This window comes from Listeria rocourtiae FSL F6-920, from assembly GCF_000525975.1.
Lineage (GTDB): Bacteria > Bacillota > Bacilli > Lactobacillales > Listeriaceae > Listeria_A > Listeria_A rocourtiae.
This window is the reverse complement of record NZ_AODK01000044.1, coordinates 1-26,108: the sequence shown is the minus strand read 5'-3', so window position 1 is coordinate 26,108 and position 26,108 is coordinate 1. Positions and strand designations below refer to the sequence as shown.

Annotated in this window: 25 protein-coding genes and 2 pseudogenes; 4 read left to right on the top strand and 23 right to left on the bottom strand. The window is 41.4% G+C overall.

From position 1 onward, the window contains the following. Positions 1–41: 41 nt before the first annotated feature. The 15 genes and pseudogenes from PROCOU_RS13230 to PROCOU_RS13165 all read right to left on the bottom strand — a co-directional run bounded on the left by PROCOU_RS13230 (position 42) and on the right by PROCOU_RS13165 (position 13,030). Complete coding sequence (locus PROCOU_RS13230) at positions 42–1,160, bottom strand: D-alanine--D-alanine ligase (RefSeq protein WP_036073219.1); 1,119 nt, start codon at positions 1,158–1,160, stop codon at positions 42–44. 303 nt (positions 1,161–1,463) lie between these two features. Further along, a complete protein-coding gene (locus PROCOU_RS13225; RefSeq protein WP_036073293.1) occupies positions 1,464–1,784 on the bottom strand; it encodes a DMT family transporter in 321 nt (106 codons plus the stop codon). Further along, positions 1,784–2,134 (bottom strand): DMT family transporter, encoded by a 351-nt coding sequence (locus tag PROCOU_RS13220; RefSeq protein ID WP_036073217.1) that lies wholly within the window; start codon positions 2,132–2,134, stop codon positions 1,784–1,786. The genes PROCOU_RS13225 and PROCOU_RS13220 overlap by 1 nt, the downstream gene beginning before the upstream one ends. 90 nt (positions 2,135–2,224) lie before the next feature. Continuing rightward, positions 2,225–2,776 carry a TetR/AcrR family transcriptional regulator gene (locus tag PROCOU_RS13215; RefSeq protein WP_036073214.1) on the bottom strand — a complete coding sequence of 184 codons (552 nt, stop codon included), beginning with the start codon at positions 2,774–2,776 and terminating at the stop codon, positions 2,225–2,227. A gap of 94 nt (positions 2,777–2,870) precedes the next feature. Further along, on the bottom strand, positions 2,871–3,641 hold the full coding sequence (locus PROCOU_RS13210; RefSeq protein WP_036073212.1) for a hypothetical protein: 771 nt from the start codon (positions 3,639–3,641) through the stop codon (positions 2,871–2,873). Positions 3,642–3,816: 175 nt separating this feature from the next. Next, positions 3,817–3,963 carry an Lmo0850 family protein gene (locus PROCOU_RS18950; protein ID WP_260444245.1) on the bottom strand — a complete coding sequence of 49 codons (147 nt, stop codon included), beginning with the start codon at positions 3,961–3,963 and terminating at the stop codon, positions 3,817–3,819. A 439-nt stretch (positions 3,964–4,402) separates the two neighbouring features. Further along, positions 4,403–5,068 (bottom strand): ABC transporter ATP-binding protein, encoded by a 666-nt coding sequence (locus PROCOU_RS13205; protein WP_036073210.1) that lies wholly within the window; start codon positions 5,066–5,068, stop codon positions 4,403–4,405. After that, complete coding sequence (locus PROCOU_RS13200) at positions 5,068–6,156, bottom strand: ABC transporter permease (protein WP_036073207.1); 1,089 nt, start codon at positions 6,154–6,156, stop codon at positions 5,068–5,070. Before PROCOU_RS13200 ends, PROCOU_RS13205 begins: the two co-directional genes overlap by 1 nt. 70 nt (positions 6,157–6,226) lie before the next feature. Further along, positions 6,227–7,613: pseudogene (locus PROCOU_RS13195) on the bottom strand (sensor histidine kinase). After that, positions 7,610–8,287 (bottom strand): response regulator transcription factor, encoded by a 678-nt coding sequence (locus PROCOU_RS13190; RefSeq protein ID WP_036073205.1) that lies wholly within the window; start codon positions 8,285–8,287, stop codon positions 7,610–7,612. Before PROCOU_RS13190 ends, PROCOU_RS13195 begins: the two are co-directional and overlap by 4 nt. Positions 8,288–8,383: 96 nt before the next feature. Further along, positions 8,384–9,112 carry an amino acid ABC transporter ATP-binding protein gene (locus tag PROCOU_RS13185; RefSeq protein ID WP_036073203.1) on the bottom strand — a complete coding sequence of 243 codons (729 nt, stop codon included), beginning with the start codon at positions 9,110–9,112 and terminating at the stop codon, positions 8,384–8,386. Next, on the bottom strand, positions 9,105–10,538 hold the full coding sequence (locus PROCOU_RS13180) for an amino acid ABC transporter substrate-binding protein/permease (RefSeq protein ID WP_036073201.1): 1,434 nt from the start codon (positions 10,536–10,538) through the stop codon (positions 9,105–9,107). Before PROCOU_RS13180 ends, PROCOU_RS13185 begins: the two co-directional genes overlap by 8 nt. A gap of 206 nt (positions 10,539–10,744) precedes the next feature. Then, the gene (locus PROCOU_RS13175; protein WP_036073199.1) at positions 10,745–11,845 is read right to left on the bottom strand and encodes a 5-methyltetrahydropteroyltriglutamate--homocysteine S-methyltransferase; all 1,101 of its coding nucleotides are present in this window, start codon (positions 11,843–11,845) and stop codon (positions 10,745–10,747) included. Between the two features lie 64 nt (positions 11,846–11,909). Next, the gene (locus PROCOU_RS13170; protein WP_036073197.1) at positions 11,910–12,287 is read right to left on the bottom strand and encodes a RidA family protein; all 378 of its coding nucleotides are present in this window, start codon (positions 12,285–12,287) and stop codon (positions 11,910–11,912) included. 65 nt (positions 12,288–12,352) lie between these two features. Next, positions 12,353–13,030 (bottom strand): hypothetical protein, encoded by a 678-nt coding sequence (locus tag PROCOU_RS13165; RefSeq protein WP_036073195.1) that lies wholly within the window; start codon positions 13,028–13,030, stop codon positions 12,353–12,355. Positions 13,031–13,134: 104 nt separating this feature from the next. Here PROCOU_RS13165 and PROCOU_RS13160 point away from each other — a divergent pair, with 104 nt between their 5' ends. Both PROCOU_RS13160 and PROCOU_RS13155 read left to right on the top strand, forming a co-directional pair. After that, a complete protein-coding gene (locus PROCOU_RS13160; protein ID WP_036073193.1) occupies positions 13,135–13,410 on the top strand; it encodes a DUF1294 domain-containing protein in 276 nt (91 codons plus the stop codon). Between the two features lie 79 nt (positions 13,411–13,489). Beyond that, the gene (locus tag PROCOU_RS13155; protein ID WP_036073191.1) at positions 13,490–13,774 is read left to right on the top strand and encodes a rhodanese-like domain-containing protein; all 285 of its coding nucleotides are present in this window, start codon (positions 13,490–13,492) and stop codon (positions 13,772–13,774) included. A 71-nt stretch (positions 13,775–13,845) separates the two neighbouring features. Here the strand turns inward: PROCOU_RS13155 and PROCOU_RS13150 are convergent, their stop codons facing one another. Together PROCOU_RS13150 and PROCOU_RS13145 are read right to left on the bottom strand one after the other, a co-directional pair. Next, positions 13,846–16,494, bottom strand: a complete 2,649-nt coding sequence (locus tag PROCOU_RS13150) for a cation-translocating P-type ATPase (protein WP_036073188.1) — start codon at positions 16,492–16,494, stop codon at positions 13,846–13,848. A 128-nt stretch (positions 16,495–16,622) separates the two neighbouring features. Further along, positions 16,623–18,095, bottom strand: a complete 1,473-nt coding sequence (locus PROCOU_RS13145; RefSeq protein ID WP_036073186.1) for an MDR family MFS transporter — start codon at positions 18,093–18,095, stop codon at positions 16,623–16,625. Between the two features lie 160 nt (positions 18,096–18,255). On the opposite strand from PROCOU_RS13145, the gene PROCOU_RS13140 reads away from it, so the two are divergent. Continuing rightward, positions 18,256–18,888, top strand: coding sequence for a TetR/AcrR family transcriptional regulator C-terminal domain-containing protein (locus PROCOU_RS13140; protein WP_341871265.1), 633 nt, complete (start codon positions 18,256–18,258; stop codon positions 18,886–18,888). A gap of 3 nt (positions 18,889–18,891) precedes the next feature. Then, the gene (locus PROCOU_RS13135) at positions 18,892–19,443 is read left to right on the top strand and encodes a GNAT family N-acetyltransferase (RefSeq protein ID WP_036073181.1); all 552 of its coding nucleotides are present in this window, start codon (positions 18,892–18,894) and stop codon (positions 19,441–19,443) included. A gap of 331 nt (positions 19,444–19,774) precedes the next feature. Here PROCOU_RS13135 and PROCOU_RS13130 read toward each other — a convergent pair whose 3' ends face one another. The 6 genes and pseudogenes from PROCOU_RS13130 to PROCOU_RS13105 form a co-directional block, all read right to left on the bottom strand. Then, entirely contained in the window at positions 19,775–21,451 is a 1,677-nt protein-coding gene (locus PROCOU_RS13130; RefSeq protein ID WP_051994408.1) for an ABC transporter ATP-binding protein, read from the bottom strand. 164 nt (positions 21,452–21,615) lie between these two features. Next, positions 21,616–22,653, bottom strand: a complete 1,038-nt coding sequence (locus PROCOU_RS13125) for a lysylphosphatidylglycerol synthase transmembrane domain-containing protein (RefSeq protein ID WP_051994407.1) — start codon at positions 22,651–22,653, stop codon at positions 21,616–21,618. A 6-nt stretch (positions 22,654–22,659) separates the two neighbouring features. Beyond that, positions 22,660–23,683, bottom strand: a pseudogene (locus PROCOU_RS13120) (glycosyltransferase family 4 protein). Then, positions 23,676–24,959 (bottom strand): glycosyltransferase family 4 protein, encoded by a 1,284-nt coding sequence (locus PROCOU_RS13115; protein WP_036073179.1) that lies wholly within the window; start codon positions 24,957–24,959, stop codon positions 23,676–23,678. Before PROCOU_RS13115 ends, PROCOU_RS13120 begins: the two are co-directional and overlap by 8 nt. 277 nt (positions 24,960–25,236) lie before the next feature. Beyond that, positions 25,237–25,614, bottom strand: a complete 378-nt coding sequence (locus PROCOU_RS13110; protein WP_036073177.1) for an OsmC family protein — start codon at positions 25,612–25,614, stop codon at positions 25,237–25,239. A 13-nt stretch (positions 25,615–25,627) separates the two neighbouring features. Next, the coding region (locus PROCOU_RS13105; protein ID WP_036073175.1) for a short chain dehydrogenase at positions 25,628–26,108 on the bottom strand (481 nt) is incomplete at its 5' end.

The following is a 26,108-nucleotide window of genomic DNA, read 5'->3' as shown; positions in this document are numbered from 1 at the left end:
GAAAAAAGCAGCCCGCATTTGGCACTGCTTTTCTAACTCGATTAATCCTCTAGTGTATATTTCAAGTTATTTTTTGCCTCATATCGTTCTTTGGCAAGTTCCACCAACTTCACAATCAGCTCCGAGTATGGCAAGCCACTCTCCTGCCAAAGTAGCGGATACATGCTGTACGGTGTAAACCCTGGCATCGTGTTCACTTCATTCAAGAAAATCTGATTATCTGCCGTCACGAAAAAATCCGCGCGCACAAGCCCACTGCCAGCTAGCCCAAGAAAAGCACGCTTCGAGTAATCTACCAACTGTTCATAAACCGATGCATCAAGCTCCGCTGGAATCGCCATCACGGTATCGTTATCTTGGTATTTCGCTCGATAATCATAGAAAGCCGCTTCCGCACCTTTTGGAATAATTTCACCCGGAACAGAACAAGCTGGTGTATCATTACCAAGAACTGCAATCTCTACTTCACGAGCGACAACACCTTGCTCCACAACAATTCGCCGATCATAACGAAGCGCCTCATCCATTGCCTCAATCAATGTTACCCGATCCGTTGCCTTGCTAATACCGACACTGGAACCAAGATTCGCCGGTTTCACAAACACTGGATAATCAAGTTCCGCCTCAATTTTTGCAACAATTGCGTCCTGTGTTTCCTGCCATTCAATTGCACGAACCGCCACAGCAGGAACTTGCGGAATGCCCGCATCAGCGAACACCATCTTCATCACAATTTTATCCATTGCCGCCGCTGAAGCCAGAACCCCAGCCCCAACATAAGGAAGATTTAGCACTTCCAACAGTCCTTGCACCGTACCGTCTTCCCCGTTTGGACCATGCAATAATGGGAACACAACCAACTGTTCCAAATCACCTTCCTCACGCAAAGATGCCGGACTAACAGCCAATCCATACGATTTTACATCCTGCGAATCCGCGAGCCTAAATCCGTCCATTTGCTCAAAACGCAATTGCTCCACAAAATCCAATTTTCCAGACAAGTTCGGGCCTTGTACCCAGTCACCCTCGTTCGTTATGTAAATCGGTTTGACTTCAAATTTATCGAATTCAAGTGCATTTATTACAGAAAAAGCCGTTTGCAAAGAAATCTCATGCTCCGCCGACTTCCCACCATATAAAACTACTAATTTTGTTTTCATGATAACCTCCATTTTACTCTCCAAATCAATACAATCTATTTTAACACGTTTTCAAAAGAATAACAGAAAAAGCACTGAAAAAAATCTCTCAATGCCTCATCTTTTAGTATTGTATTATTGTCATCTTTTCATTTTTAAATCTCTGATATCTTGCTTAACCATAAAAGTGACCACAATTCTTTGGTATAGGAAAAGCTGGAGATTGAAAAAAACAGAAGCTTTAACGAAAACAATTACAGGTTCACCTTGCTCTCATGTATATTGGAACTGTAACTCCCTTTATTCGAATAACCTCAATAGCTTTTAAAGCCCGCTAGTTAATTTTAAACCGATAACGCCTGCGATAATAAGCGTTATAAACAAAAGTTTCAACGCGCTTTTCTTCTCTTTAAAAAGCACCATCCCCATCACGACCGAGCCAACCGCACCGATCCCTGTCCAAATCGCGTAACCTGTGCCAATTGGAATCGTCTTTAAAGCAAGGGAAAGCAAGAAAAAACTCGCCGCCATAAACACGATTGTCAAAATAGAGTATTTTAGATTTTTAAACCCTTCTGAAAGCTTCATCATCACAACAAAAGCCATTTCGCAAAGACCGGCAACCAACAGAAAAATCCAAGCCATCATGCGTCACCAGCCTTTTCATCCGACTTCGCGCCACCATCAACCAACTTCAATCCAATAATCCCCAAAATCAATACAATCAGCGAAATAATCTTCCAAAGATTTGCTGATTCGTTTAAGAATACCATTCCAATAATTGCCGTTCCAGCTGCTCCAATACCAGTGAAGACCGCATACGCCGTTCCAATTGGAATCTTGCGCATCGCCCGAGCGAACAAATAGAAACTAACAATCAAAAACGCAATGGTTAACAAACTCCATCCTAATCTACTAAATCCGTGTGCTTCCTTCAAGCCGAACGCCCAAACAATTTCAGACAATCCAGCGAGCACTAAATAAAACCATGCCATCACTTTTTCCTCCTAAATACTGGGCTGTCCCAAATTGGTTTAAAATACGGTAAAGCTCGTATTCCGAAAGGTCATCCTCTCTCATTCTTCCTATAATAACGCGGCCAATGATTCCCACGCTGCGTCACGACGCTTTGCAAAATCCTCTTGACTGTATATTTCGTGCTCCAAGCTTAAACCATCTAGTAAGCAATAGAATAAGAAAACCCACTTCTCTTTCTGTGCAGAACCCAACTTCTTGCCCAAAATTTCACCAATGGATTTCGATGTCATTGCTTCATATGTCATCATTTCCTCGCGCATCTGTTTCGCAAGTGACTGGGGTGGGAAAAAGATAGCACGTTGGAAAAACCGTTTTACCTGAGAATTCACGCCAAAGTCGGTTACTTTATAAAAGAAGGCTCGCAATTCAGCTTCCATTGTAGCATGCTTTTCCTGTACAACCTCCTGCAGCATCAACAATTCATGCCGCATCACATCACGATAAATCTCTAAAAACAACGCTTCCTTCGAGGCAAAATGCGCATAAATCGATGGCGTTTTAATCCCGACCGCCTTTGCAATTTCTGACAACGCCGTTCCTTCATAGCCCTGTTCCGCAAAAAGCGGCAATGCAGCATCTTTCAATCGTTGTCCAGACATGTAATCACCGCCTAACTAACATTCATTAGTTTTATTATATCAAAAAAATCATGAAATACAACCTTTTTATTTCATGATTTCTTAAAAAGCTCGATTAACCATCAATCACAGACCATTCATTTTGCTTCACATCATAGATTAAATGCGCTACCACATGCCCATACTCGATTAAATCGTTCGAACGTAGTAACTCTTGCATATCGTCTTTCAGATTCAACCCAATAGGCACCTCAATCTGATTCCGAGTTTTCACAGCATCATCAAAAGAAATACAAGCCCCTTCTCGAAAATACTTGGCGAATTTCTTCAATAAGTCTGTGGGTATGTCTGCAATTTTTTTCCGCTTCATGAAAGGTAATATGATTTTCTCTGCTGTCATCTGCATCATATTTTTCCAAATTGCATAGCCAAGCACATGATAAAATTGATCTAAATTACGATAATAAACCTTATTATAGCGCCCATCATCTTTCGTTAAGTAGATAAAATCGTTTTGCAATTTATAGTAGAATGGAGAACGCAAATGTCTCCCTGTATGCGCCAAATAAAGCAATTCTGCGACTTCCTGCGCTGTAAGCTGATTCACTAAATCAATTTCTTCAAAATCCACCCAGCAAAAATCACCATATTGTGAGACAGGTGCTTTTTTCAGTTCTGACAAATCACTAACTTCGCTATAGTGAAAAGATGTATGCGCATTGAAAGATGCATCTGGAAACTGGTGTTTTAACAATAAAATATTTTGGGGTGGCGACATAACACCATTCATAAAATCGCAAAAAGTAATTCCGCTTGTTACAACATTATTTATTACATTATCTATATGTACATAAATCGTCTGTTGTTTCAAAGACTCTTTTTTCATTGCCTCATTCACCTCTTTCACACATCTATATGTTCATCATACAACACTTGCGACCAAATGTATGTGTCAATTGATTCAAATATTAGTTACTAATTGATGACAACATCCCATGAGCGTAATTCTTTTTAGAAAAACGCTGGCATCATAGATACCAGCGCTAAAAAGATTATGTAGTTTAGTGTATGCCTAATTTTACAATGTTCAAATTGTTCTTTTGCAGATTTCGCCAAATGTCATTTCTCGACTTAGTCTTCTCTACAAAAATACCTTTCTTCTCTAATTGTTGGATTACCTTGTTTAATACATCTTTATTTTCTTGCAAATGGTATCACTCCAATCGCCTTTTCAAAAACTATCCCGTTTGTATTTTCTCTATAGGTTCACTTTAACACAAAAACGTTAACAAAAATACCCCTTTTCAAAAAAAATTCTGGTATTTACGAATTATTTTTTATATTTGCTCCCTGTAAACGGTTTAAAACCGAATATTACATGCAAAGAAAGACTGTGTGGCGAAATTCTGGTATAATTTAGAGACATTAAATAAGGAGTGATTTACATGGCAATATCAAAGGCAAAGAAAACACGAATGAAGCATGTCCGTGAGGGTGGGGCAGATCCGACAATTCATAGAAGTGTTTTTGCAACAATCGATTTGCGAACACAAAGAACAAAAACAAAACAAGAAAAAGTAAACCAAAAGAAATACAAGCAATCTTATTCCGCTGTTGGAAAAGAATGCTTGTATTTTTTGTACCTGCTTATTTTAGATAGCCATCCTCTATTCTTACCACACGATCTACTAAATCTAATACACGTTCATCATGCGTAACCATAATAGCCGCCTTGTTATTCCGTTTCACTTCTTCAGCAATCATCTGCACAACTTTATGTCCGCGACTCGCATCTAAACTCGCGGTCGGTTCGTCTGCCAAAATAATATCCGGATTGTTCATAAGTGCTCTTGCAATTGCGACGCGTTGTTTTTCACCACCTGATAAACTCTCTGGATAATTACGTGCTCGCGAGTTTAAACCTAGTTCCTTAAGCAGTCTATCCGCTTTTTGTCTCGCTTGACCACCACGATTTCCGGCCAATTCAGCAATGAGTAGCAACTGGTCACGAATGTGTAGATAAGGAATAAGATTAGCCCCTTGGAAGATGAATCCAACTTTATCAAGGCGAATCTTTGTCAACGCTTTACCAGAAAGTCCACTTAGCTCGGTACCACCTATCTCTATTTCCCCAGTAGTTGGTGATAGTAAAGCACCCGCAATGGATAAAAAAGTACTTTTTCCTGAGCCTGATGGACCAACAATAGCTACGAATTCTCCCTGCACGACTTCTAAAGATACATTCTTCAAAACTTCTACTATTTGATCTCCATCTTGATAACTTTTTGAGATATTTTTCATGCTTAATGTCATTAGACTGCCCTCCCGATTGCTTCTAGTGCATCTACTTTAACCACACGATATAGTGATAACATCGAGCCAGCCACCGCGACGATGAGAAAGAGTACTGAACAACCAACTGCGAGAACAGGCTCAAGTGTAAATGGCATACTAGCAGGTAAAATGGCAGCAAGCCCGAATGTTAAACCATTGCCAATTGCCAAACTGATAACCGATAAAAATAGAACTTGGCTGATAATACTCCTTCCAAGATAGGCGGTTCCTGCCCCCACTGCTTTTAGCACACCAAATTGGTTAATTTTTTGGATGGTAATAACATAGAAAAATGCCGCGAGGACGAAAGCTGCGATAACAAACAAGAAAGCAATCATCATCAGTAGCGAGCCTTGTTCTTCAGAATAACCTGGTATACCTTGGAGAACTTCTTTGCTGGATGCAAGTTCTAGTTTTCCTAGTGTCAAACTTTCGGCCTTACTTTCGGAAACATCGAGTGCAACAGCAGTATATTCGCCTTGTGCGGACTGATTCGTTTGGTGAATGAGACTCCAAGCATCCCAGCCCACGAAAATAACAGGCGCATGACTAAACGTATTGTTTTTTGTGAAGCCTGTTATCTTAAACTGCTGACCGGTAGCACTGTCTTTTAGATTGCTGTTTAGTGTATACCCTGATTCCTTGAGTGAAATATCGGCTATTACTTCATTTTTCGTTTTCGGTGCCGTTCCCTCTGTTATAGTTGGTTTCATAAAACTATCTTTATCCATACCAAAATAAGTGATATCCGTTTTCTTGTCTTTTTTTGGTGGCGTAATCGTTCCCATTTGCACACCAAGATTGCCGCTCTCCTTTTTGCGTAGTTGTTTTGCAATTTCTTGCGTTTCGGATGTGGTTAAATTTGAGCGGGTTAAGCGGTTATCCGAGTCTTTCTGCAACACAAAATAGGTTGCTGGACTTGAGGAAATCGCGGCTCCATTGTCATTTGCAAGACCGTTTGCTAAGCCAGTAACAAATAAAACCAACCAAGCAATCAATACCATGATTAAACTGATTAAAAAGTAGCGTAATTTTGCGTGTTTCAATTCTCTTAATGCCAAAAACATTCTGTTCAACTCCTCCTAAGATCTTACGCTTAGTTTAACGGAGCTTTGTAAACAGAATGTGAATCAGATTTTACAAATTAATTCTTGGCAAGGTGACGGTAAATGTCGTGCCTTGTCCTAGCTTACTTTCGACACAGATGGTTCCATTATGCAGGTCGATAATTTTTTTACTGATGGAAAGACCGAGACCAATAGAACCTTCTTCACGTAACCGGCTTTGATCAGCTTTGTAGAATCGACTGAAAATGTGCGCTTTATCTTTATCGCTTATTCCAATACCATTATCAGCTACTTCCACGACGACTTCATTGGCTTTTTCATACAAATGAATCTTAATAATCCCGCCTTTTGGTGTGAATTTCATCGCGTTCGTCAATAAATTCGACCAAACTTGATAGAGGAGTTCTGCATCTCCAGTGTAAATTACATCCTCAAGTTCAACATCCATTGTCAGCTCTTTTTCACGCCAGCTCCATTCTGTCATCTGTAATAATTGACGCCACTGCGCTTCTAGTTGGAACGTTTCTTTTTTTCGTAATGTTGCCTCTTGATCTAGTGATGCAAGCGTTAATAGCTGCTTCGTCAAGGAAGATAAGCGCATTGTTTCTTCTGATAAAACGGCTAAATATTCCGCCTGTTCTTTTTCTGTCAATGTTTCTGAGCGTAATAATGTCGCAAAACCCTGCATGGATGTGAGCGGTGATTGTAATTCGTGCGAAACATTCGCCACAAATTCTTGACGCGCAGCCTCTGATTTCTCAAGTTCACTAGCCATTTTGGAGAAAGATGCTGCCAACTGACCTATTTCATCCTTGCGTCGAACTTGTAATGCTACATCATAGTTCCCTTTACGAATTTTCTTAGTCGCATTAGTCAATTTTATAATTGGGCTCACTATGTACCTACCACTAATAAGCACGAGTAGAATACTAATAATCGATGTAAATGTAAGAATCATCGCGAAAAAAAATGCGCAACTCTCCAAATTGCTTTTCTGGATCTTGCCTTAGAAAAAGTGCCTTCGTTTCTCCGTCCGTTTTTATTGGCACACCAATTGTATTGCGCACATCGTTATCAAAAAATCCTGTGATGAAGAACCCTGTTTCGAATGTATCAATACCGTGATAAGTTTCACCAGTCAGCACTTGTTGCACTGTTTTTTCTGGCAACTCATTTTTCCTGAATTCGCCACCGAAATAGTTGGACTCCATTTTACCATCTGTTAAGAATAATTCGTAGCCCAATGCACCGACACTTTGAAGGTAACTATCTAGTGAGACAGTTTCATTTTCTTGATAAAAAGATTGGATTCCGCGAGCCATTTCAGTTACTTTTTCATCGTTAAATGGCTTTAATTTTACTTGATAGTAAATATTAGCAAAGAGGAACCCAAGTAGGCTACTGGTAAGAATAACAACGAGCATCGTGACGACAATACGGATATAGAGCGTTCTCATATCGTTTCCTCCAGTTTATAGCCAACGCCACGCACGGTTGTAATTTTTATACCGTTTTGATGCTCATCAAAGTGGTCTCGCAAACGTTTGATATGTACATCTATCGTGCGGTCGCTGCCATCATAATCACGTTGCCAAATCCGCTCGATTAATTCTTCTCGTGTAAAAATACGGCCTGGATAACTTGCCAATTGGTAAAGTAACTCGAACTCTTTTACTGGTATCATGATTTCGCGTTGACCTACTGTAATCCCATAACTTTTTTGGTCAATCGTAATATTGCCAATTCTAATTTTTGGTTCGCTTGATTGATTGGATCGGCGTAGCAATGCCCGAATTCGGAAAATCAGTTCCTGAGGCTCAAATGGCTTGGTGATATAGTCATCTGTCCCAACTTCAAACCCCCGTGCTTTATCCGCAAGCGCATCTTTGGCAGTCAACATAATAACCGGGATTTCCGGATAGCTTTGATGCATTTTTTGACATAGTTCGAAGCCATCCATTTTCGGCATCATAATATCAATGACAGCCAAATGTACGTGTTGGTTATCAACAATCGCTTCGGCCTCAGCTCCGTCACTTGCTTCTAAGACATGGAACCCCTCTGCGCGAAGACAATGCCCTATCAGTTGGCGAATGTGCCGATCGTCATCTACTACTAGAATCTGTTTCATCCTGTCGCTTCCCTTCTCTTAGACTGCATCATATCAAAAAACAACCCGTATTTCAAAAACCATGTCGCACTAGCTAGGCAACATGGTTTATTGGAATTACAATACTTTTTCTAAAAAACTAATCGTACGTTCGTGTTTTGGCGCGTCAAATACTTGCTCTGGTGTGCCTTCTTCCACGATATAACCGCCGTCCATAAAAATCACCCGATCACCGACTTCTTTTGCGAAGCCCATCTCATGTGTGACAACCATCATCGTCATGCCTTCTTTCGCCAAATCCTTCATAACCCCTAGAACTTCACCGACCATTTCTGGATCGAGTGCGGATGTCGGTTCGTCAAAAAGCATGATATCTGGATTCATCGCAAGTGCTCGTGCAATCGCCACACGTTGTTTTTGTCCACCAGAAAGTTGGCTCGGTAAGGCATCAGCTTTATCTGCTAGCCCAACGCGTTGCAAAAGCGCAAGCGCATTTTTTCGTGCGTCTTCTTTGGACTGCTTGCCAAGTTCAGTTGGAGCAAGCATGATATTTTTCAAAACAGACATATGCGGGAAAAGGTTGAAATGCTGAAATACCATGCCAATGTTTTCGCGGACTTTATTAATATCCGTTTTTTTGTCTGTAATTTGGTAGTCGTCAACAATCACATCGCCTGCTGTTATTTCTTCAAGCTTATTCATACAACGCAAAAATGTACTTTTACCAGATCCAGATGGACCGATGACACAAACTACTTCGCCTTCTGCCACTTCCAGATTGATTCCTTTTAAAACTTCATTCGTACCAAAGCTCTTCTTTAAATCGGTTACTTTTAGTTTAGTCATTATTTACCCTCCGTTCCATCCAGTTCGATAGTTTCGTTAAGGCGGTGATGACAATCAAGTACATGATTGCGACAATCAGCCAAATAGTCGATGATTCGAATGTACGAGCGATGATAATTTTACCAGATTGCGTAAGCTCAACAAGACCGATAACACTCATGATTGACGTATCTTTCAACGTAATGACAAACTGATTGATGAACGACGGAATCATGACGCGAATCGCCTGAGGGAGAATAATTTTAATCATCGTTTTGCCGTATGGTAGGCCGAGTGAGCGACCTGCTTCCATTTGACCTTTATCGATAGCTTGGATTCCGCCACGAATAATTTCGGTAATGTAAGCTCCTGCATTTAAACTTAGCGTAATCACTGCTGCAACGGTGGCATCCATTTTAAAGCCCATTGCTTCAGGAATACCAAAATAGATGAAGAAAGCTAAAACGATTAATGGAATACCGCGGAAAATATCAACGTAAACTGTTGCAATACCGCGTAACACTTTACTGCGACTTACTTTTAAGAATCCAAACAAGAGACCTAAGGCAGCTGCGAAAACAAGAGAAATAAGCGTTAATTTAATTGTGTACCAGAGGCCTAGAAGTAATGCTGGTAGGCTTTCAATGAGCAAATCCCAGAATGATTGGGGTTTTACATCGCTACCAATATAGCGGTCCAAAATTTCTTGGTACTCTCCGCTTGCTTTGATATTTGTCAAACCAGCATTGAATTTCTTAAGTAACTCTTGGTTTTTACCTTTATTCACCGCAAAACCGTAAGAATTTCCTTTTTCTTTTTCTGTGACAATATCAAGACCATTCCCTTGTTTCACGCCATAAGCAAGCACAGGGTAGTCATCGAAACAAGCAGCAGAATTACCTGTTCTAACATCTGCATACATGCTTGCAGAATCATCGAAAGGTACGAGTGTGTAGCCATATTTTTCTTTATTAGCATCTGCAAAAGCGTAGCCTTCTGTGCCCGTTTTGACAGCAACCTTTTTGCCGCGTAGGTCTTCGTAAGATTTAATCGAATCGTCACCTTTTTTGATGGCCATAACGATGCCAGACTCAAAATAAGGATCAGAGAAATCAAATTTTTGTTTGCGTTCATCCGTGATACTCATACCTGCGATAACGCCATCCACTTGATTACTTGTAAGTGCTTGAACTGCCGCATTAAAACCTAGTGGCTTTACATTATATTGAAAATCTTGATCTTTGGCGATAGCTTTTAGGATATCCATATCGATTCCAACTAGCTCGCCTTTTTCATTCTGAAATTCAAACGGGGCAAATGTTTCATCCGTTCCGATTTCATATACTTTCTGCTCTGCTGCTTGTGCATTTGGCACAAAGCTACCTGCGACCATTGCGAATACCGCCATGAATGATAGCAGTAAAAATAGTATTTTCGTTTTTTTCATTTTTTCCTCCCCATTTTGCAAGTATGTATATAAAATGTTCCTTTACTTTTGATGCAGTACAAACATAACACTTTCTCGATTTTATCATAATGTAACCTTATTGAAAATACCCAATTCAGATAAGGTTAAATGGACATCATGAGAAAACCTCGGAATAATAGCACTATTCCAAGGTTTTTTAATCATTTTTAAAATTTTGTTAGGCTTCAATTGCCCCATACGTCTTTAGCAATGGCTACAACATGCGCCAGCTTCGCCCATTGTTCATCTTCTGTGAGTATGTTTCCTTCTTCTGTCGAGGCAAAACCGCATTGTGGACTTAGGCAAAGTTGAGATAGCGGCACAAATTCAGACGCTTCTTTAATTCTTGCTTTAATCGCTTCTGGGTTTTCCAGCGTGCCATTTTTAGATGTGACAAGGCCAAGAATTATTTTCAAATCGGGACGCTTTACGTAGCGCAATGGAGCGAAATCACCAGAACGATCATTGTCGTACTCTAGGAAGAAACCATCGATATTCAGACCGCCAAATAGCGTTTGGGCCACTGGCTCATAACCCCCTGAAGCAATCCATGTCGAGCGGAAATTGCCACGGCAAATGTGCATCGTAATCACCATATCAGCCGGTTTTTGGGAGATTGCTTCATTGATTAGATTTTTATACGTCTCTTGCAATGTATCTGGATCAAAGCCACGTGCACGAACAACTTCTCGCTGCTCATCAGAACATAAATAGCTCCATGATGTATCGTCTAACTGTAAGTAACGACAACCCGCATCATAAAAAGCCTGAATCGCCTGCTTATACGCATTCGCCAAATCTTGAATAAACAATGCGTTGTCCGCCAAATACGGCGCGTATTCCATATCCCCTCGATAATGCAACATCGCCGGGCTCGGAATCGTCATTTTTGCAACAGCATCCTCTCCCGCAATGCTATGTAAAAATTGATAATCTGCAATCATTGGATGATTACCGAACTTAATTGGTGCTACAATTTTGACAGAATGTGTCTTTGTTTGAACATTAGCGAACTGAATACCATCTTGCGCGTCGTAACCTTCTACACCATCCAAACCTTCTAGGAAATCAAAATGCCACCAGGCGCGGCGGAATTCGCCATCCGTCACAGCTTTTAGTCCAGCTTCTTTCTGCTTTGCCACGATTGTTCGAATTTCAGCGTCTTCTATCGCGCGTAATTCTTCGGCCCCAATCTTGCCCGTCGCCCTATCTAACCTCGCCTGTTTAATGGCTTCTGTTCTCAAAATACTGCCAACTTGATCTGCTCTAAATGGTGCTTTTCCCATAATCTCCACTCCAATCCTGAATTTAAAAAAACCGAACCTATTTTACTAGGTTCAGCCTTTCACCCTATGCTTCCGCGATTACTTCGATTTCAATATCCGCATCATTCGGCAATTTCGCAACTTGAAAAGCGCTACGTGCCGGGTAATCCCCTTCAAAAAATGATGCGTATATCTCATTGACCGCAACAAAATTAGCCAAATCCTTGAATAATACCGTTGTTTTGACGATTTTGCCGAGACTTGAGCCCCCAGCTTCTAATACCGCTTTAATATTTGCGAATGCTTGCTTCGTTTGTGCTTCAACGCCAGCTACCATTTCACCGGTTGCTGGATCAATCCCCAACTGTCCTGATGCATAAATAAAGCCATTTACTTTCACTGCTTGAGAATATGGTCCCAGCGCTTTTGGTGCTTGATCTGTGTGAATAATTTCTTTTGTCATGTATAAATCCTCCTAGTTATGGTTTATGTTAGTATTGTATGTTAATTCAGATAGTTTTGCAATCTTTAAATAGGTAATTTCTCTCGGAAATGATGCCAGCGCTCTATAATAAGCTGTTGAACCTGCTCCGTAACATCATGCACATTGGACATAAACACTTGAATCAGCAGATAAATACCGGCAAACGTAATCACTGCCACCAACAAGAACACCAAAAGACTGATCCAATAAACGTCTACGCGCGACTCTTCATAGTGACCAATAATAAAATACATAATGGCAAATGGCAAAAATAATAAGGCGACAAAACAAAGCAATATAGAAAATAGCACTGAACCAAGCAACGTCATCGTAATTGAAATAATTAAAACAACGAGCGGAAAAGTAATCATGCCACCAATACCCGCAGCGCTCTTCATAAATGTCACTTCTTTAATGCCCATCACATATCGAATCGCAGCCCAAGCAACAGTAATATTCAATAACATCAAAATCAGCATGTAAATAAAAACTTGACCTGACGAAACGAAAATCGCAGTAATTATCTTTTGGATAATGGGATACTCCTGCAAAGAATTCACTATTAGTCCCTTCATATTCCAGCTATATTGCATCGAAAGCCCCATCACGAACAAAAGTACGTGAAGCAAACCAAAATACCCCTTCTCTTTACTAGCCTGCATACTCGTTTTTACTGGGCGCGCAATTGTCATCCCCACATATGAAACATAATCTCGAATCATCTCTAAGCCCCTTTCTTACTCCAGTATGTTATAATTACAACTTATCAACCAAAAATTAACACATTTAACCGGTTGCTTTTCCCAGGAAAATGAGGAGGAAAATCATGTTTGTCAAATTACTAGTCATCTACTATATAGCTATCAATAGCATCGGTTTTGCGTCAATGGGCATCGATAAAAGAAAAGCCATGAAACACCAATGGCGTATCCCCGAGCTCACGCTTTTATTTTTTGCATTTCTCGGTGGTGGTATTGGCTCTTGGATCAGTATGCATCTTTTTCATCACAAAACACACAAGCTAAAATTTACATGTAGCATTCCTATTTCGGTTGTCCTACACATCGGGATTGTCATTTACCTCATGACTTACTTGCAATAGCACACCCACCTAAGCAGAGAAGTTGTATTCCAAGCCCGTTATCCTTTAAAATAAGCTTATTCGAGAGGGGTTTTTGACTATGAGTTTTAATCTTATTTCTGTGGAAGAACTAGAGAATCGTTCTGCTGAAAACATTATCGATGTGCGGGATACAGCCGATTTTAATGCCATTCATATTGAAGGTGTCCGCAATATCCCGCTAATCGGCCTGCCAAATTTCATCGAAGAACTAAATCCAAATACGATTTACAGCATTATTTGCTATTCTGGAAATCGCTCTATGCAAGCATGCGAATACTTAAGTGCACGCGGTTACCAATGTGAAAATGTCGTTGGTGGCATGAACGCTTGGCTTAATAAATAAAGCTGAATTAGTACCCAACAAAAAGGTACGCTCTATCCATAAGGGGTAGCGGCGTACCTTTTTACTTGGCGTTATTTTTTCTGTCCCATTCGACTCACCAATTTGCCAAGTTCCATCAAAATTACGGCGCCAAGAGCGAGACCTGCTGCTATTCCCCACTCATTTAAGCCAAATGATTCTGGAATTGAGAAAACTTCACGCGCACCCGGAAGTATCGTGATACCGTAAAGTACAAAACATACTAAGACCGCGTAAATCACATATTTATTACTGAAAAATCCTGCTTCAAATGCTGTTTGTTTATTCGAGCGCGCTGCGAATGTTTGCAATGTACGAGCTAAAATCAATGTCGTAAATGCCATCGCAACACTAATCTCAGGTGAATACTGCAACCCGATATATTGCGAAATGATAACCGCGACCCCAATCAACACACCCCGAGTCACAACCGCTTGCATCGTTCCACCAGCAAAAATACCTTCTTTAATATCCCGTGGCTTGCGCTCCATAACATCTGGCTCTGCTTTTTCCATTCCCAGTGCAATCGCCGGTAAGGAATCATTCACCAAGTTGATAAATAGAAGTTGTAGCGCTGTAAATGGATTAATCCAGTCAAATACTAAGGCAAAAAGAATCGCAATAATCGCACCTAAATTCCCTGCAAATAAGTACGCAATTGCCTTTTTAATATTATCAAAAACTGTACGGCCAACTTCCACCGCGCTCACAATCGAAACAAAATTATCATCCGTCAGAACCATCGCTGAAGCATCTTTAGCAACATCGGTTCCACTTCCCATTGCCACACCAATATCAGCTTGTTTCAAGGCCGGTGCATCATTCACACCATCCCCCGTCATCGAAGTAACCTTGCCTTTTTTCTGCCAAGCCTTCACGATACGAATTTTATTTTCAGGCGATACCCGTGCATAAACAGAAATATGCTCCAGTTTTGCATCAAGTTCTTCTTCCGTTAATGCATCCAGTTCCTGACCGGTTAATGCAATGTCATCCGAATTCATCAAGCCAATATCGCGTCCAATCGCTTGCGCCGTCGTCTTGTGATCCCCGGTAATCATGACCGTACGAATCCCAGCTTTTTTCGACTCCTCAATTGCCGCATAAACCGCCTCACGTGGCGGGTCAATCATCGCCGTCAAACCAACGAGCACCAAGTCATGTTCATCATCCAAATCAACATCTACCTGCGAACCGTCCAAGCGTTTATATGCATACGCCAAGACCCGCAACGCCTGATTCGAAAAGTCCTCGTTCGCTTGCATCAAGCTTGCCTTCAACTCCTCCGTCAGCGGCTGCTCCTTGCCATCCAAAAATACCTGACTACAGCGCGCAAACACGACATCCGGCCCACCTTTTGTCAGCATCGCTTTTTGCCCATCAAATGTATGCACCGTCGACATCAACTTCCGCTCCGAATCAAACGGAATTTCAGCCTCGCGTAAATAACGCTCCCTAACTTCGTTATAGTCCTTATTATTCTTATTACTAAAAGCAATCAAGGCAACCTCTGTTGGGTCCCCGAGTTCAAGCCCGTCCTCATTGATGTTCGAGTCATTACAAAGCACCGCGATATGAATCAGTCGTCGCTCCCCTTCCGACCACGTATCCGGAGTATCTGGAAAAACTTCTTGCGTCCCGTCCGGCAAATAATAATCCACTACCGTCATCTTATTCTGCGTCAACGTCCCCGTTTTATCTGTACAAATAACACTTGTCGAACCAAGCGTCTCAACCGCTGGTAGTTTCCGAATAATCGCGTGCCGTTTTGCCATCTTATTTGTCCCAACAGATAACACAATCGTTACGATCGATGATAACGCCTCCGGAATCGCTGCAACAGCCACCGCCACCGCAAACATAAACGCATTCAAAATTGCTTTCGTCATATCGCCACTTCCATCGCCAAACCAAACACGACCAGCTTCAATCGCGAAAATTAAAATACAAAGCAGCAAAATCCCGATACCTAGCTTCTTACTAAAGCTCTCCAATTTTTGCTGCAACGGTGTCTGTTTTGCCTCTGCACTCTCAAGCAAACCAGCAATTTTTCCAATTTCCGTATCGCCACCTGTATCAGTTACAACAAAAGCCCCGCGCCCGTAAACCGCCAAAGCACCACTAAAGACCATGTTTTTCCGATCCCCAAGTGCCACCTCACCCGAAATCGTGCGGACATGCTTCTCAACCGCTTCTGATTCCCCTGTTAACATCCCCTCGTCCACTTTAAGCGAACCGCTTTCAAAAATCCGCCCGTCCGCCGGTACAAAATCCCCAGCATCCAGCAAAACAATATCACCGACAACGAGTTCCCGCGCCGCAATTGTCAACTTCTCTCCATTCCTGATTACCTTAGCCTCAGGCGCCGACATTTCTCTAAGCGCATCAAGCGACCCCTCCGCCTTGCGTGTCTGCACCACGCTAATCACCGAGTTCAGAATCAGTACTGCAAAAATAATCAACGACTCCACAACCTCGCCAATCAAAATCTGCACGAGCGCTGCGGCAAGCAACACTATCACCATCGGGTCCTTAAAGGTTTCCAAAAATAGTTTCCACAACGGATCCCGCAACTTGTCTTTCAATTCATTATAACCATCTCGTTCCAAGCGTTTTGCAACTTCCGCTGTTGTCAATCCAGTTTTTGCAGAAGTTTCTAACTCTTCTAGTACCTTATCTGCCTCTTCCTGATATCTCTGCATCTCTAAACACCTCTTTTTTCCCAATATACTATCCATTATACCCGAAAAACACTATTTTCAAATCAAAAACCACGAAATCCCAAAAAATCAGGATTTCGCGGTCTTTAGCTATTTACCATACTATTAAATTACTCTTTTAAATCCGACATCTTTGCCTTGCCCATCAAGAGCATCGTCACAAATGCCACACTTAATGGTATAAGCGTCCACAAGAACGTCTGTGCAATCGAGCTACACAAAACTTCGGTCACTTTATCCAAAATTTCTACTGGAATTTTGGCGCGTAGTTCTGGTGATAAAATCGCGCGACTATCCATATGTTGAAACATGTCCGGTACCCCGTTGGCAAACAGATTGCGCTGCACTACGCCATAAATCGTAATCCCAACTGTCATCCCAAATGAGCGAATAAAGTTGTTCGTAGCACTCGCTGTTCCCCGCTCACTCGGATTGATTTTATACAAGCTTGCCGTCCCCAGAATCGAGAACGATGGACCAATCCCAACACCTAGCATAACCATGTAAATCGTTAACATATAACGCGGCGTATCTGGAGTCAACGTCCCAAACAAAATCGTTGTAACAAACGTCAAAATCCCCGCATAAATCATAATCGAGCGAAAACTAAAGCGGTTCGCCAAGTTCCCCGAAACAGCAGCCATCACACTCGTACCAACCATCATCGGCAAAAGCAATAAGCCTGAATTCGTCGCTGTTCCACCATCAACACCTTGCACATACAGCGGAATATAAATCGTTGCCACCATGAATACACCACCATACAGCATCCCCGTCAGCACCGTACCCAAGTACACATTCCGCTTAAACAAATAAAATGGTAAAATCGGATCTGACGCGCGACGCTCCACAAAAATCAGCACAATCATTGCGACTACAAACAAAGTAAACAGACCCAAAATTTGCACAGAATCCCATGCATACGTCTGGCCACCAAGCTCTAACCCAAACATCAAAGCAACCGTCCCACCAACAAGGAAGAATGCGCCTAACCAATCAATTTTGGCTTTATTATGTTTCGGTGACTCTTTATAAAAAATACTAATTAAAAACAAAGCCACAATTCCAATCGGCACGTTAATATAGAAAATCCAGTGCCAGCTAATGTTATCCGTAATAAACGCGCCAAGTAGCGGTCCAACAACGCTTGAAAGTCCAAATACAGCACCGAACCAACCGCCGACACTCGCTCTTTTTTCTAGCGGCAATACGTCCCAAATAATCGTGAACGCTATCGGCATCAACGCACTACCGCCAATCCCTTGAATCGCTCGGTAAATCGCCAGTTGCGTCATCGTCTCCGCTGTTCCACAAAGAATCGAGCCAATTAAAAATAATATAATTCCGAACACATAAAACCGCTTCCGTCCATACATATCCGATAATTTTCCAAAAATCGGCATTCCTGCCATTTCCGCCACTAAGTATGCTGATGTAATCCAAACATACTTATCAAGTCCCCCTAAATCCCCTACGATTGTACCCATACTCGCTGCAACAATCGTGTTGTCAAGAGAAGAAACAAAGATTCCAAGCATGAGCGCTATCAATACTGGAACAATTTTCGTTTCTGTTTTTGCCATTTTCCTCACCCTTCTTGATTGCAACCGTGTATAATAGAAATAGCACGGTTCATCCCCTTAATTTAACACCGTTAAATTATATCCCGATTATCCTAAAAATAAAATCAGTCTAAAGGAGTATTTTTAGTGCGCAAAAAAAGAAATCTAACGAAAGAAAAAAATTATTCTCGCCTCCTTAGAAGTTTTACAGAAAAATGGTATTCAAAATTTGTCGATGCGTAAAGTAGCCGAAGCGATGAACGTCCAAGCTCCCGCAATTTATTGGCATTTCAAAAACAAACAAGATTTGCTCCAAGGTTTGGCAAGCTACATCTCATCCCAGATTGAACTTCCTGATCCCGCACTTCCTTGGCAAGAAAAAGCCCGTTCCCTTGCCATCCGAAGCCATAATGCAATGCGTGAAATTCCTGATGGCGCGGAAATCATGATGAAAACAATTCCCATTGATATTCACCGTTTACAGATGATCGATTGCTTATTCATCGCATTTTTAGACGCAGGTTTCACAGAAGATCAAACATTAGCATTGTGTAATTTAATCGATAATTATGTGACCGGAATTGCGATAGATGAATCGTCACAAGACCGAACGCTACAAGAAGTCGGACCTGACAAAATACACGGCCTTTTTGCCTCCATGTTTGAACGTGAAGATGCGCAACATTTAAAAGTACTGCCAGCTATGAGAAAACATGCGGAGTCCGAAAATCGTTTTGACCTGAACTTTCTATTTGGATTAGATGTTATTATTGCCGGCGCTGAGAAATTGCTGGCATCAAATGAAGGAGTGTGACCTATGCGCGAAGATAAATTATTACAAGGAGAACGCGTTTTTCTACGCCCGTTGAACGCTGATGACCAAGATACATACTACACGATGTTTTTCGACAACGATGTGCGGCGACTTACAGGAACAAAACAAGCATTTACCTACGCTCAAATCGAGAGCTATATCGCGAATAAATGGCAGGATAGCAGTTCGGTGCTCCTCTTAATTTGCTTGCAGGAAACCGAGGAAATAATTGGCGACATCGCATTGCAAGATATCGACACAACAAACCGTAATGCCAACATCCGCATCGCGATTGGAAAAGTAGAACACCAAAGTAAAGGCTACGGCTCTGAAGCAATGCGGCTCATGCTTGATTATGGGTTTGGTATTTTAAATTTACATCGCGTAGAGCTAAACTTGTTCGACTATAACAAACAAGCTGCTCGCGCCTATGAGAAAGTCGGGTTCAAAATCGAAGGCATACAACGTGAAGCGCTATTTTATGATCACGCCTATCATGATTCGATTTTGATGAGCATACTAGCCCGAGAATATCGCGAAAAGCACTTGAAATAATGCCAAAAAGGATGGAACACGACGTATATTGAGTCAGTCTCCATCCTCTTCATTTTCTAGTTAACATTTTCTTCGCGTGTACAAAATCGTTGCACTCAGAATCAAGAATCCAGCTACGAACAAGTACAACCAGTCATCCATATCGAATATCCACCTTGCTCTTCTCCAACTTTAGCTGTTCTGAATCCGCCGTCACTGCATTTCCATTTTAAACCACAACAATAACGCTCGTAAAAAACTCTTTTGTAGCAGATTCAAAACTATCAAATTGAGCTGGAATCACTGTAAAAACTGTGAACACTACCAACATAAAAACTCGGCTCTTGTGCTACTAATTATTCTTCTTTGAAAACTGAGCATCATGTAAATTACGATACGCTCCTTTTTTCGCAAGTAACTCCTCATGTGTTCCTTGTTCTGCAATACCAGACGCATTCACAACAATAATCCGGTCCGCATGCTTAATCGTTGCCAATCGATGCGCGATAATCAATGTCGTTCTGCCTTTTGCCAGCTCATCTAATGACTGCTGTATAACGAGTTCCGTCTCTGTATCAAGTGCTGATGTGGCCTCATCCAAAATTAAAATCGGTGGGTTTTTCAAGAACATCCGTGCAATCGCAAGTCGTTGCTTCTGACCACCAGAAAGTTTCACGCCACGCTCACCGATAATCGTATCCAGACCGTCTGGCATCTCATCCACAACCTTCTCTAAATGCGCCAATTTCACCACATACAAAATTTCCTCATCCGTTGCATCCAGCTTTCCATACGCAATGTTCTCCCGAATCGATCCTGAAAACAAGAACACATCCTGCTGCACAACACCGATCTGTGCTCGTAAAGAAGCCAACGTCATCGATCGAATATCCATACCATCAATCATAATCGCACCACCGGTTACATCATAGAAGCGTGGCAACAAGTTACAAATCGTCGTTTTACCAGCACCAGAAGGCCCAACAAAAGCAACCGTCTCGCCCGCCTTCACCTCCAAATCAATCCCATTCAGCACTGTTTTCCCAGAATCATATTGGAATGACACATGTTTATACTGGATATCGCCGTGCAAATGACCTACATCGGTTGCATCCACGCGGTCCACAATCGCCGGCTCTGTATCTATCACGTCAATAAACCGCTTAAATCCAGCAATCCCTTTCGGATAACTCTCAATCACTGCATTAAACTTCTCAATCGGTCGCATAAACACATTCGTCAGCAAAATAAAACTCACAAACTGTCCATACGAAATCTCACTATTAATCACAAAAAACGACCCGAAAAACAGTGCAAACAACGTAATCAGGCGCATCAAAAAGTAGTTAAACGAGAAACTAAATCCCATCACCTTATAAAACATCAATTTCGACTTACGATACGTCTCGTTCAATAATCCAAAACGCTCCCGCTCAAAACTCTCATTGGCAAACGCCTGAACCACTCGCACACCACTAATCGCATTCTCAACACCTGCATTAAAACTGCCTAAGTCCTTAAAGATCTGGGTATTAACACCTGTCATTTTTTTGTTGAACGCAATAATCAGCACACCTAAAATTGGCACGAGTACAATCGTCATCACCGCAAGTTTCACATTAATTGTCATCATCAACAGAAACGCCCCCACAAGCGACATAATCGAAATAAAAATATCCTCCGGCCCATGATGCGCCACCTCGCCAATTTCAAACAAATCAGTCGTCATTCGCGACATCAATTTCCCCGTTTTCTGATTATCATAATACTCAAATGGCTGCTTCTGCAAATGCGCAAACAAATCCCGTCGCATATCCGTCTCAATATTAAGCCCCAACATATGTCCCCAATACGTCACAATATACTGCATAAACATATTCAAAAAATAGAAAAACAACAACGCCAAAGTCGCCGTCACAATCAAACTCCAGTCCTTGCTTGGTAACAACTTATCAATTACTTGATTCACCGCTACCGGAAACGCCAGCTCCAGAAGCGCCGCAATCACTGCACATCCAAAGTCGATAATAAATAAAAGCTTATAAGGCTTATAATAACTAAAAAAATCGTTTCAACAATTCCAATTCCCTCCCCCACAAGAAACTCTATTATATCAAAAAAAAATGCACCTCGCCTAGTTGATAACCATTCTCAACTAAAAAAGCTCCCATTTTCATGAGAACTCACTCTTTTTCACCTATTTCCACCCAATTGCCGATTTTTTCGACGACCAAATGGAATCATTGCAATCGCGCCAAAAATTGTACAACTATAATACGTAATCAGCCGCCACAGTATCAAACCAATCACCAACTTGTCTGAACCGAGCACCATACCAAAAAATGATGTGAAACTATACTCTGCCCCACCACTGCCACCAGGAGTAGGAATCGAAGACGATAGCTTCATCACAAACGCATGGTACGTCATTACCGTCATCAAGCCAACATCCGTCACACCCATGCTCAATAAAACAAAATAGGGAATACTCAAATAAAATAATAATTGCAAAATCGTATATGCCGTACATTCCCAAATTAGGCGCTTATTCCCACTAAAACGCAAGCTTTCCTCATGAAATGAAGTAATCTTACTAGCGACATTTTCACGAATCCCCTCACGCTTTTCTTTTTTAACGAATAAAAGCGCTGGCTTCAAAAAAACATGCACAATCGCAGACGCCACACGTTCACTCTTAGCGACTATAATTAACCCAACAATAACCACCAAATTAATGACAAAACCAATCAAAATCAAATATTTAATCTCGAACGTCGTATGTCCCAATAATGGAAAACCGACAATCAGAAAGAAAATAAATGTGGCAACAATCATCGCCTGATAAATAATAAACTTGATAAGTAAAACCGAGCTCGCTAATCCAATATCGATTTTCCTCCGCGTTAGTAAATAGAGTTGCGCCGGCTGCCCACCACTCGCAAACGGCGTGACCGAATTGAAGAATTGGCCAATCATCGTAATTCGAAACGACGTCCTAAGCTTCAATGTCGAATCAGCCTGTTTCGCAAAACGATGTAGCACAAGCGATTCCAGCCACCAATATAAAAACATCGCTAAACATGCAATTCCAATATAAATCAAATTTACATGTTTTAGCACCTCAATGACCGTAATCCACTCAATATCTTTAAATTGAAAATAAATAAATCCAACGCTAATCGCAATAACTAGCAAAATACTCATCACATGCCGACTCGTACTTTTACTCATCAACCTCTATCCTTTCAAAAGCCCATCATAAAATTCTTGCCACAGCCCTGTCAGTCTGGCTTCTGAATAATACGCCGCACCTTTTTTAGCACCCTCTTTAGCCACTTCTAAATACACACCATCTGTTGCCATCCGCTCTAACTGCGCCTTAAACCCAGCTACATCAGAAGCCTCGATATAATTACCCGCGAGAATTCCCTCGTAAAGCTCCAAATCACGAAGTAAAACCGAAAGTCCGCTACTCATACCTTCCAAAATCGCCATCGGGAATAGCTCATTAAACGACGGTAAAAACAGCACATCCGCTATATTATAATAAGTATTCATATCCACGCGCTCCACAATTCCAGGAAACTGCACATTTGCAGGTGGGTGATCATAAATCTCTTTCAACTCTTTATACCCCGCCGTAATTTTCCCAAATGAAAAACCGCCAGCCCAAATAAACTGCATTTCTGGCAACTGTTTCGCAACTTCAATAAAATCAAGAACACCTTTCCGATGTTGCACTTGACCAACACCGATTGCTACAAACGCATCTGGCGCGATGCCATGTTTCTTGCGCAACGCCCGTTTTTCATCTATCGACATCGGGTAGAATGTACTTGCAGACACAAAATTCGGAATGTACTTAATCTTCTCCTCCGGTATACCATAAGCAACCAGTTGTGGTATAAACGACGGATTTACCACAACAAGCACGTCCATTCGCTTATAAAAAAGAATCACGTACTTATAAAAAAAATTTTTTCGCAATCCAAGGCAATTTCAAACTTTCATCCAACGTCTCTGGCAAAAAGTGCACGTAACCAACCATCACACCACGCCTTTTTTTCGCAAATGTCGTTAAAAAGAAGCGAAAATCAATCGTGTGATAGTGTGTTATCTCAGATTTACGATATGTATTAATAGCCATGTCGTACTTATCCGCATGATGCATCGTCATTAAATTAATTAATTCTCGGTAAGCAGAAGCTACCCCCTGTCCTTTTACCTTTTCCGCAGAGGATAGCATCGTAATTCTATTCATGATATTTTCTCACTTTCTTGTCTCGTTTTTGAAGCACTGCCGCCGGAATACTTAAAACATAATTGCTAACAGTGTATTGATCAAGCGGTTCATAGGTCCTTTGTCCATCTATCCAGCCGTAATTCTCACATGTTTCCATATATAATTGCTCTAAATTCGCACCAAATCGTTCCGCCGAAAAACTACCTATATGTTGTAACGCGTTAGTAGCCAAACGCTTGGCTACCTCAGTTTGCTGCAACATATCACACACCACCTCAGGTAATTCCCAATCCCTTCTAAAACTACGTCCCGTTTTCCAATTCAAAATCAAGTTTTCATTGCTCCGATCGGCTTTTGCAATCACTGGAATGCCAGAAGCCATCGCCTCAATATACGTCATACCTTGCGTTTCCGATGTCGATGCACTCACAAACACATCACCCAATTGATAAAAACGACCAATTGTCTCCCAATTCTGCTCGCCTGCAAAGATAACAGATTTAGAAATGCCTTCTGTAAACACCAGTTCCTCAAGATCTGCGCGCGCAGGGCCATCCCCAACAATCAGCAATTTTGCATTGGGAACCTCCTCCAAAACACTCGGAAAAGCTCTCACAATGATATCGATACCCTTTTCTTGCGCCACACGTCCAACTGAAACAACAACCTTATCCTCTGGCAAAATGCCAAGTTCAGCTTTTGTCTGTGCTAAAACAGTCTTATCAAACCGATCTGGCTGAAACGACTTAAATTCTGTTCCAGTCGGGATTATTCGAATATGATTGTTAACACCGTAACGCCTCAACGACAATTGCACCTTTTTAGTAGGTACAATTACTGTATCCATCGACTCACAAAAAGCACGACTCAACTTCTGCACAACGCCCTGCCCAATCAGCTTTCCTTTACCAATATAATGTAAATAATCCTCATACATTGTGTGATACGTATGCAAAACAGGAAGATCAAATTTCTTCGCCATCTTTTTCCCGATTAGCCCCATTGAAAATTCCGTATGGGTGTGGATAACATCAATTTCTAAGCGTTTAATTAAACGGGCCACCTTCTGTGTTCCCGCCATTGCAATCCGACGCTCAGGAAAAAACACAAACGGAATGCTTGAAAAACGGAATACTTTCCCCTGTTCCGCAACCAAGTCAGCCTGTGGGTCTGAAGTTGTAAATATATATACATTGTGTCCTCGTTTGGTTAACTCTTTTTCCATCGTCTTAATTGATGTCGCTACACCGCTAATCTGCGGAAAAAAAGTATCTGTAAAAATACCTATGTTCACTGTTTTCGCCTTCCCTCCACACCATGATACAATACCATCGTGCCATTACCCAAGCTTGTTTTTCCAGCCTATTTTCGTTGTTAAAAGCGCTGTTCTAATGCTTGTCACAACATGCTGGATTATCTTGTCCATCCTTATTATAACAAAATTTCAGCCAAAAAATCATTTTATTTTTCTACAATGTCGACACATTTGGCACTTATATTTACATTATGCTACATTGTTTCCTAAATTACCTAGGCCTGTGGTTTGATTTTTTCTCATACCTAAGCCTTTTTTATGAAAAGATAACTTTTTCAAGAATCTCGATTTTTGGATCTAAGGACATCGCAACAGGACACGATTTTTTAACGAGATGCAACGCTTTTTCTGCTTTTTCTCGATTTTCAGGCGCAACTTTTAACGTAAATGTTACTTCGATTTTCTTTAAAACGCGAACAGTCGCTTCTTGATCCTGCTCAAAATCAGCATGGATATTTTCAATCGTATAATCTATCCGCTTTTTTTCTAAAATGGCATCATACACATAACCGCTACATGCTGCTACGGCAGCAACAGTTACTTGTGTTGGCGAAAATCCCGTATCACGATTTAACTGCCAATTTCCATTCTCATGCACCACATCGAAACCGTTCGTACCTCTTACTATATCCATATCCTAATTCCTCCTAATAGACTTCATAATTCTGACCTGTTTGGCCTCCAAGAACACTTTTCACAAATGCCTGCGCCACCTTTTCGACAGGCACTGGGTTAAAACCAACAAAAAAGTCCGAATATTTATCCCAAGATTCTTGTAATACATTGGGGCTCACACTGTTAATCCTAATCGAGCGCGGCATTTCGATTGCAGCCGATTTAACAAAAGCACGAATTCCCCCGTTAACCATTGCAGCAGAAGCACCTTCCTTGATTGGATCATCCATCATAATGCCCGTAACAAGTGTAAAACTACCACCATCGTTCAGGTGTTCCAATCCTAACAAGACCAAATTCATCTGTCCTTTTAACTTCCCTTCAATGGATTGCTCGTTGTTTTCTGGTGTCATCGTTGTAAGCGGCCCGAAGTATGCAGAGCCAGCCGCAACAACTAGCGCATCGATTTTTCCGACCTGCTCATACATCGCCTGAATGCTCGTAACCGACGTC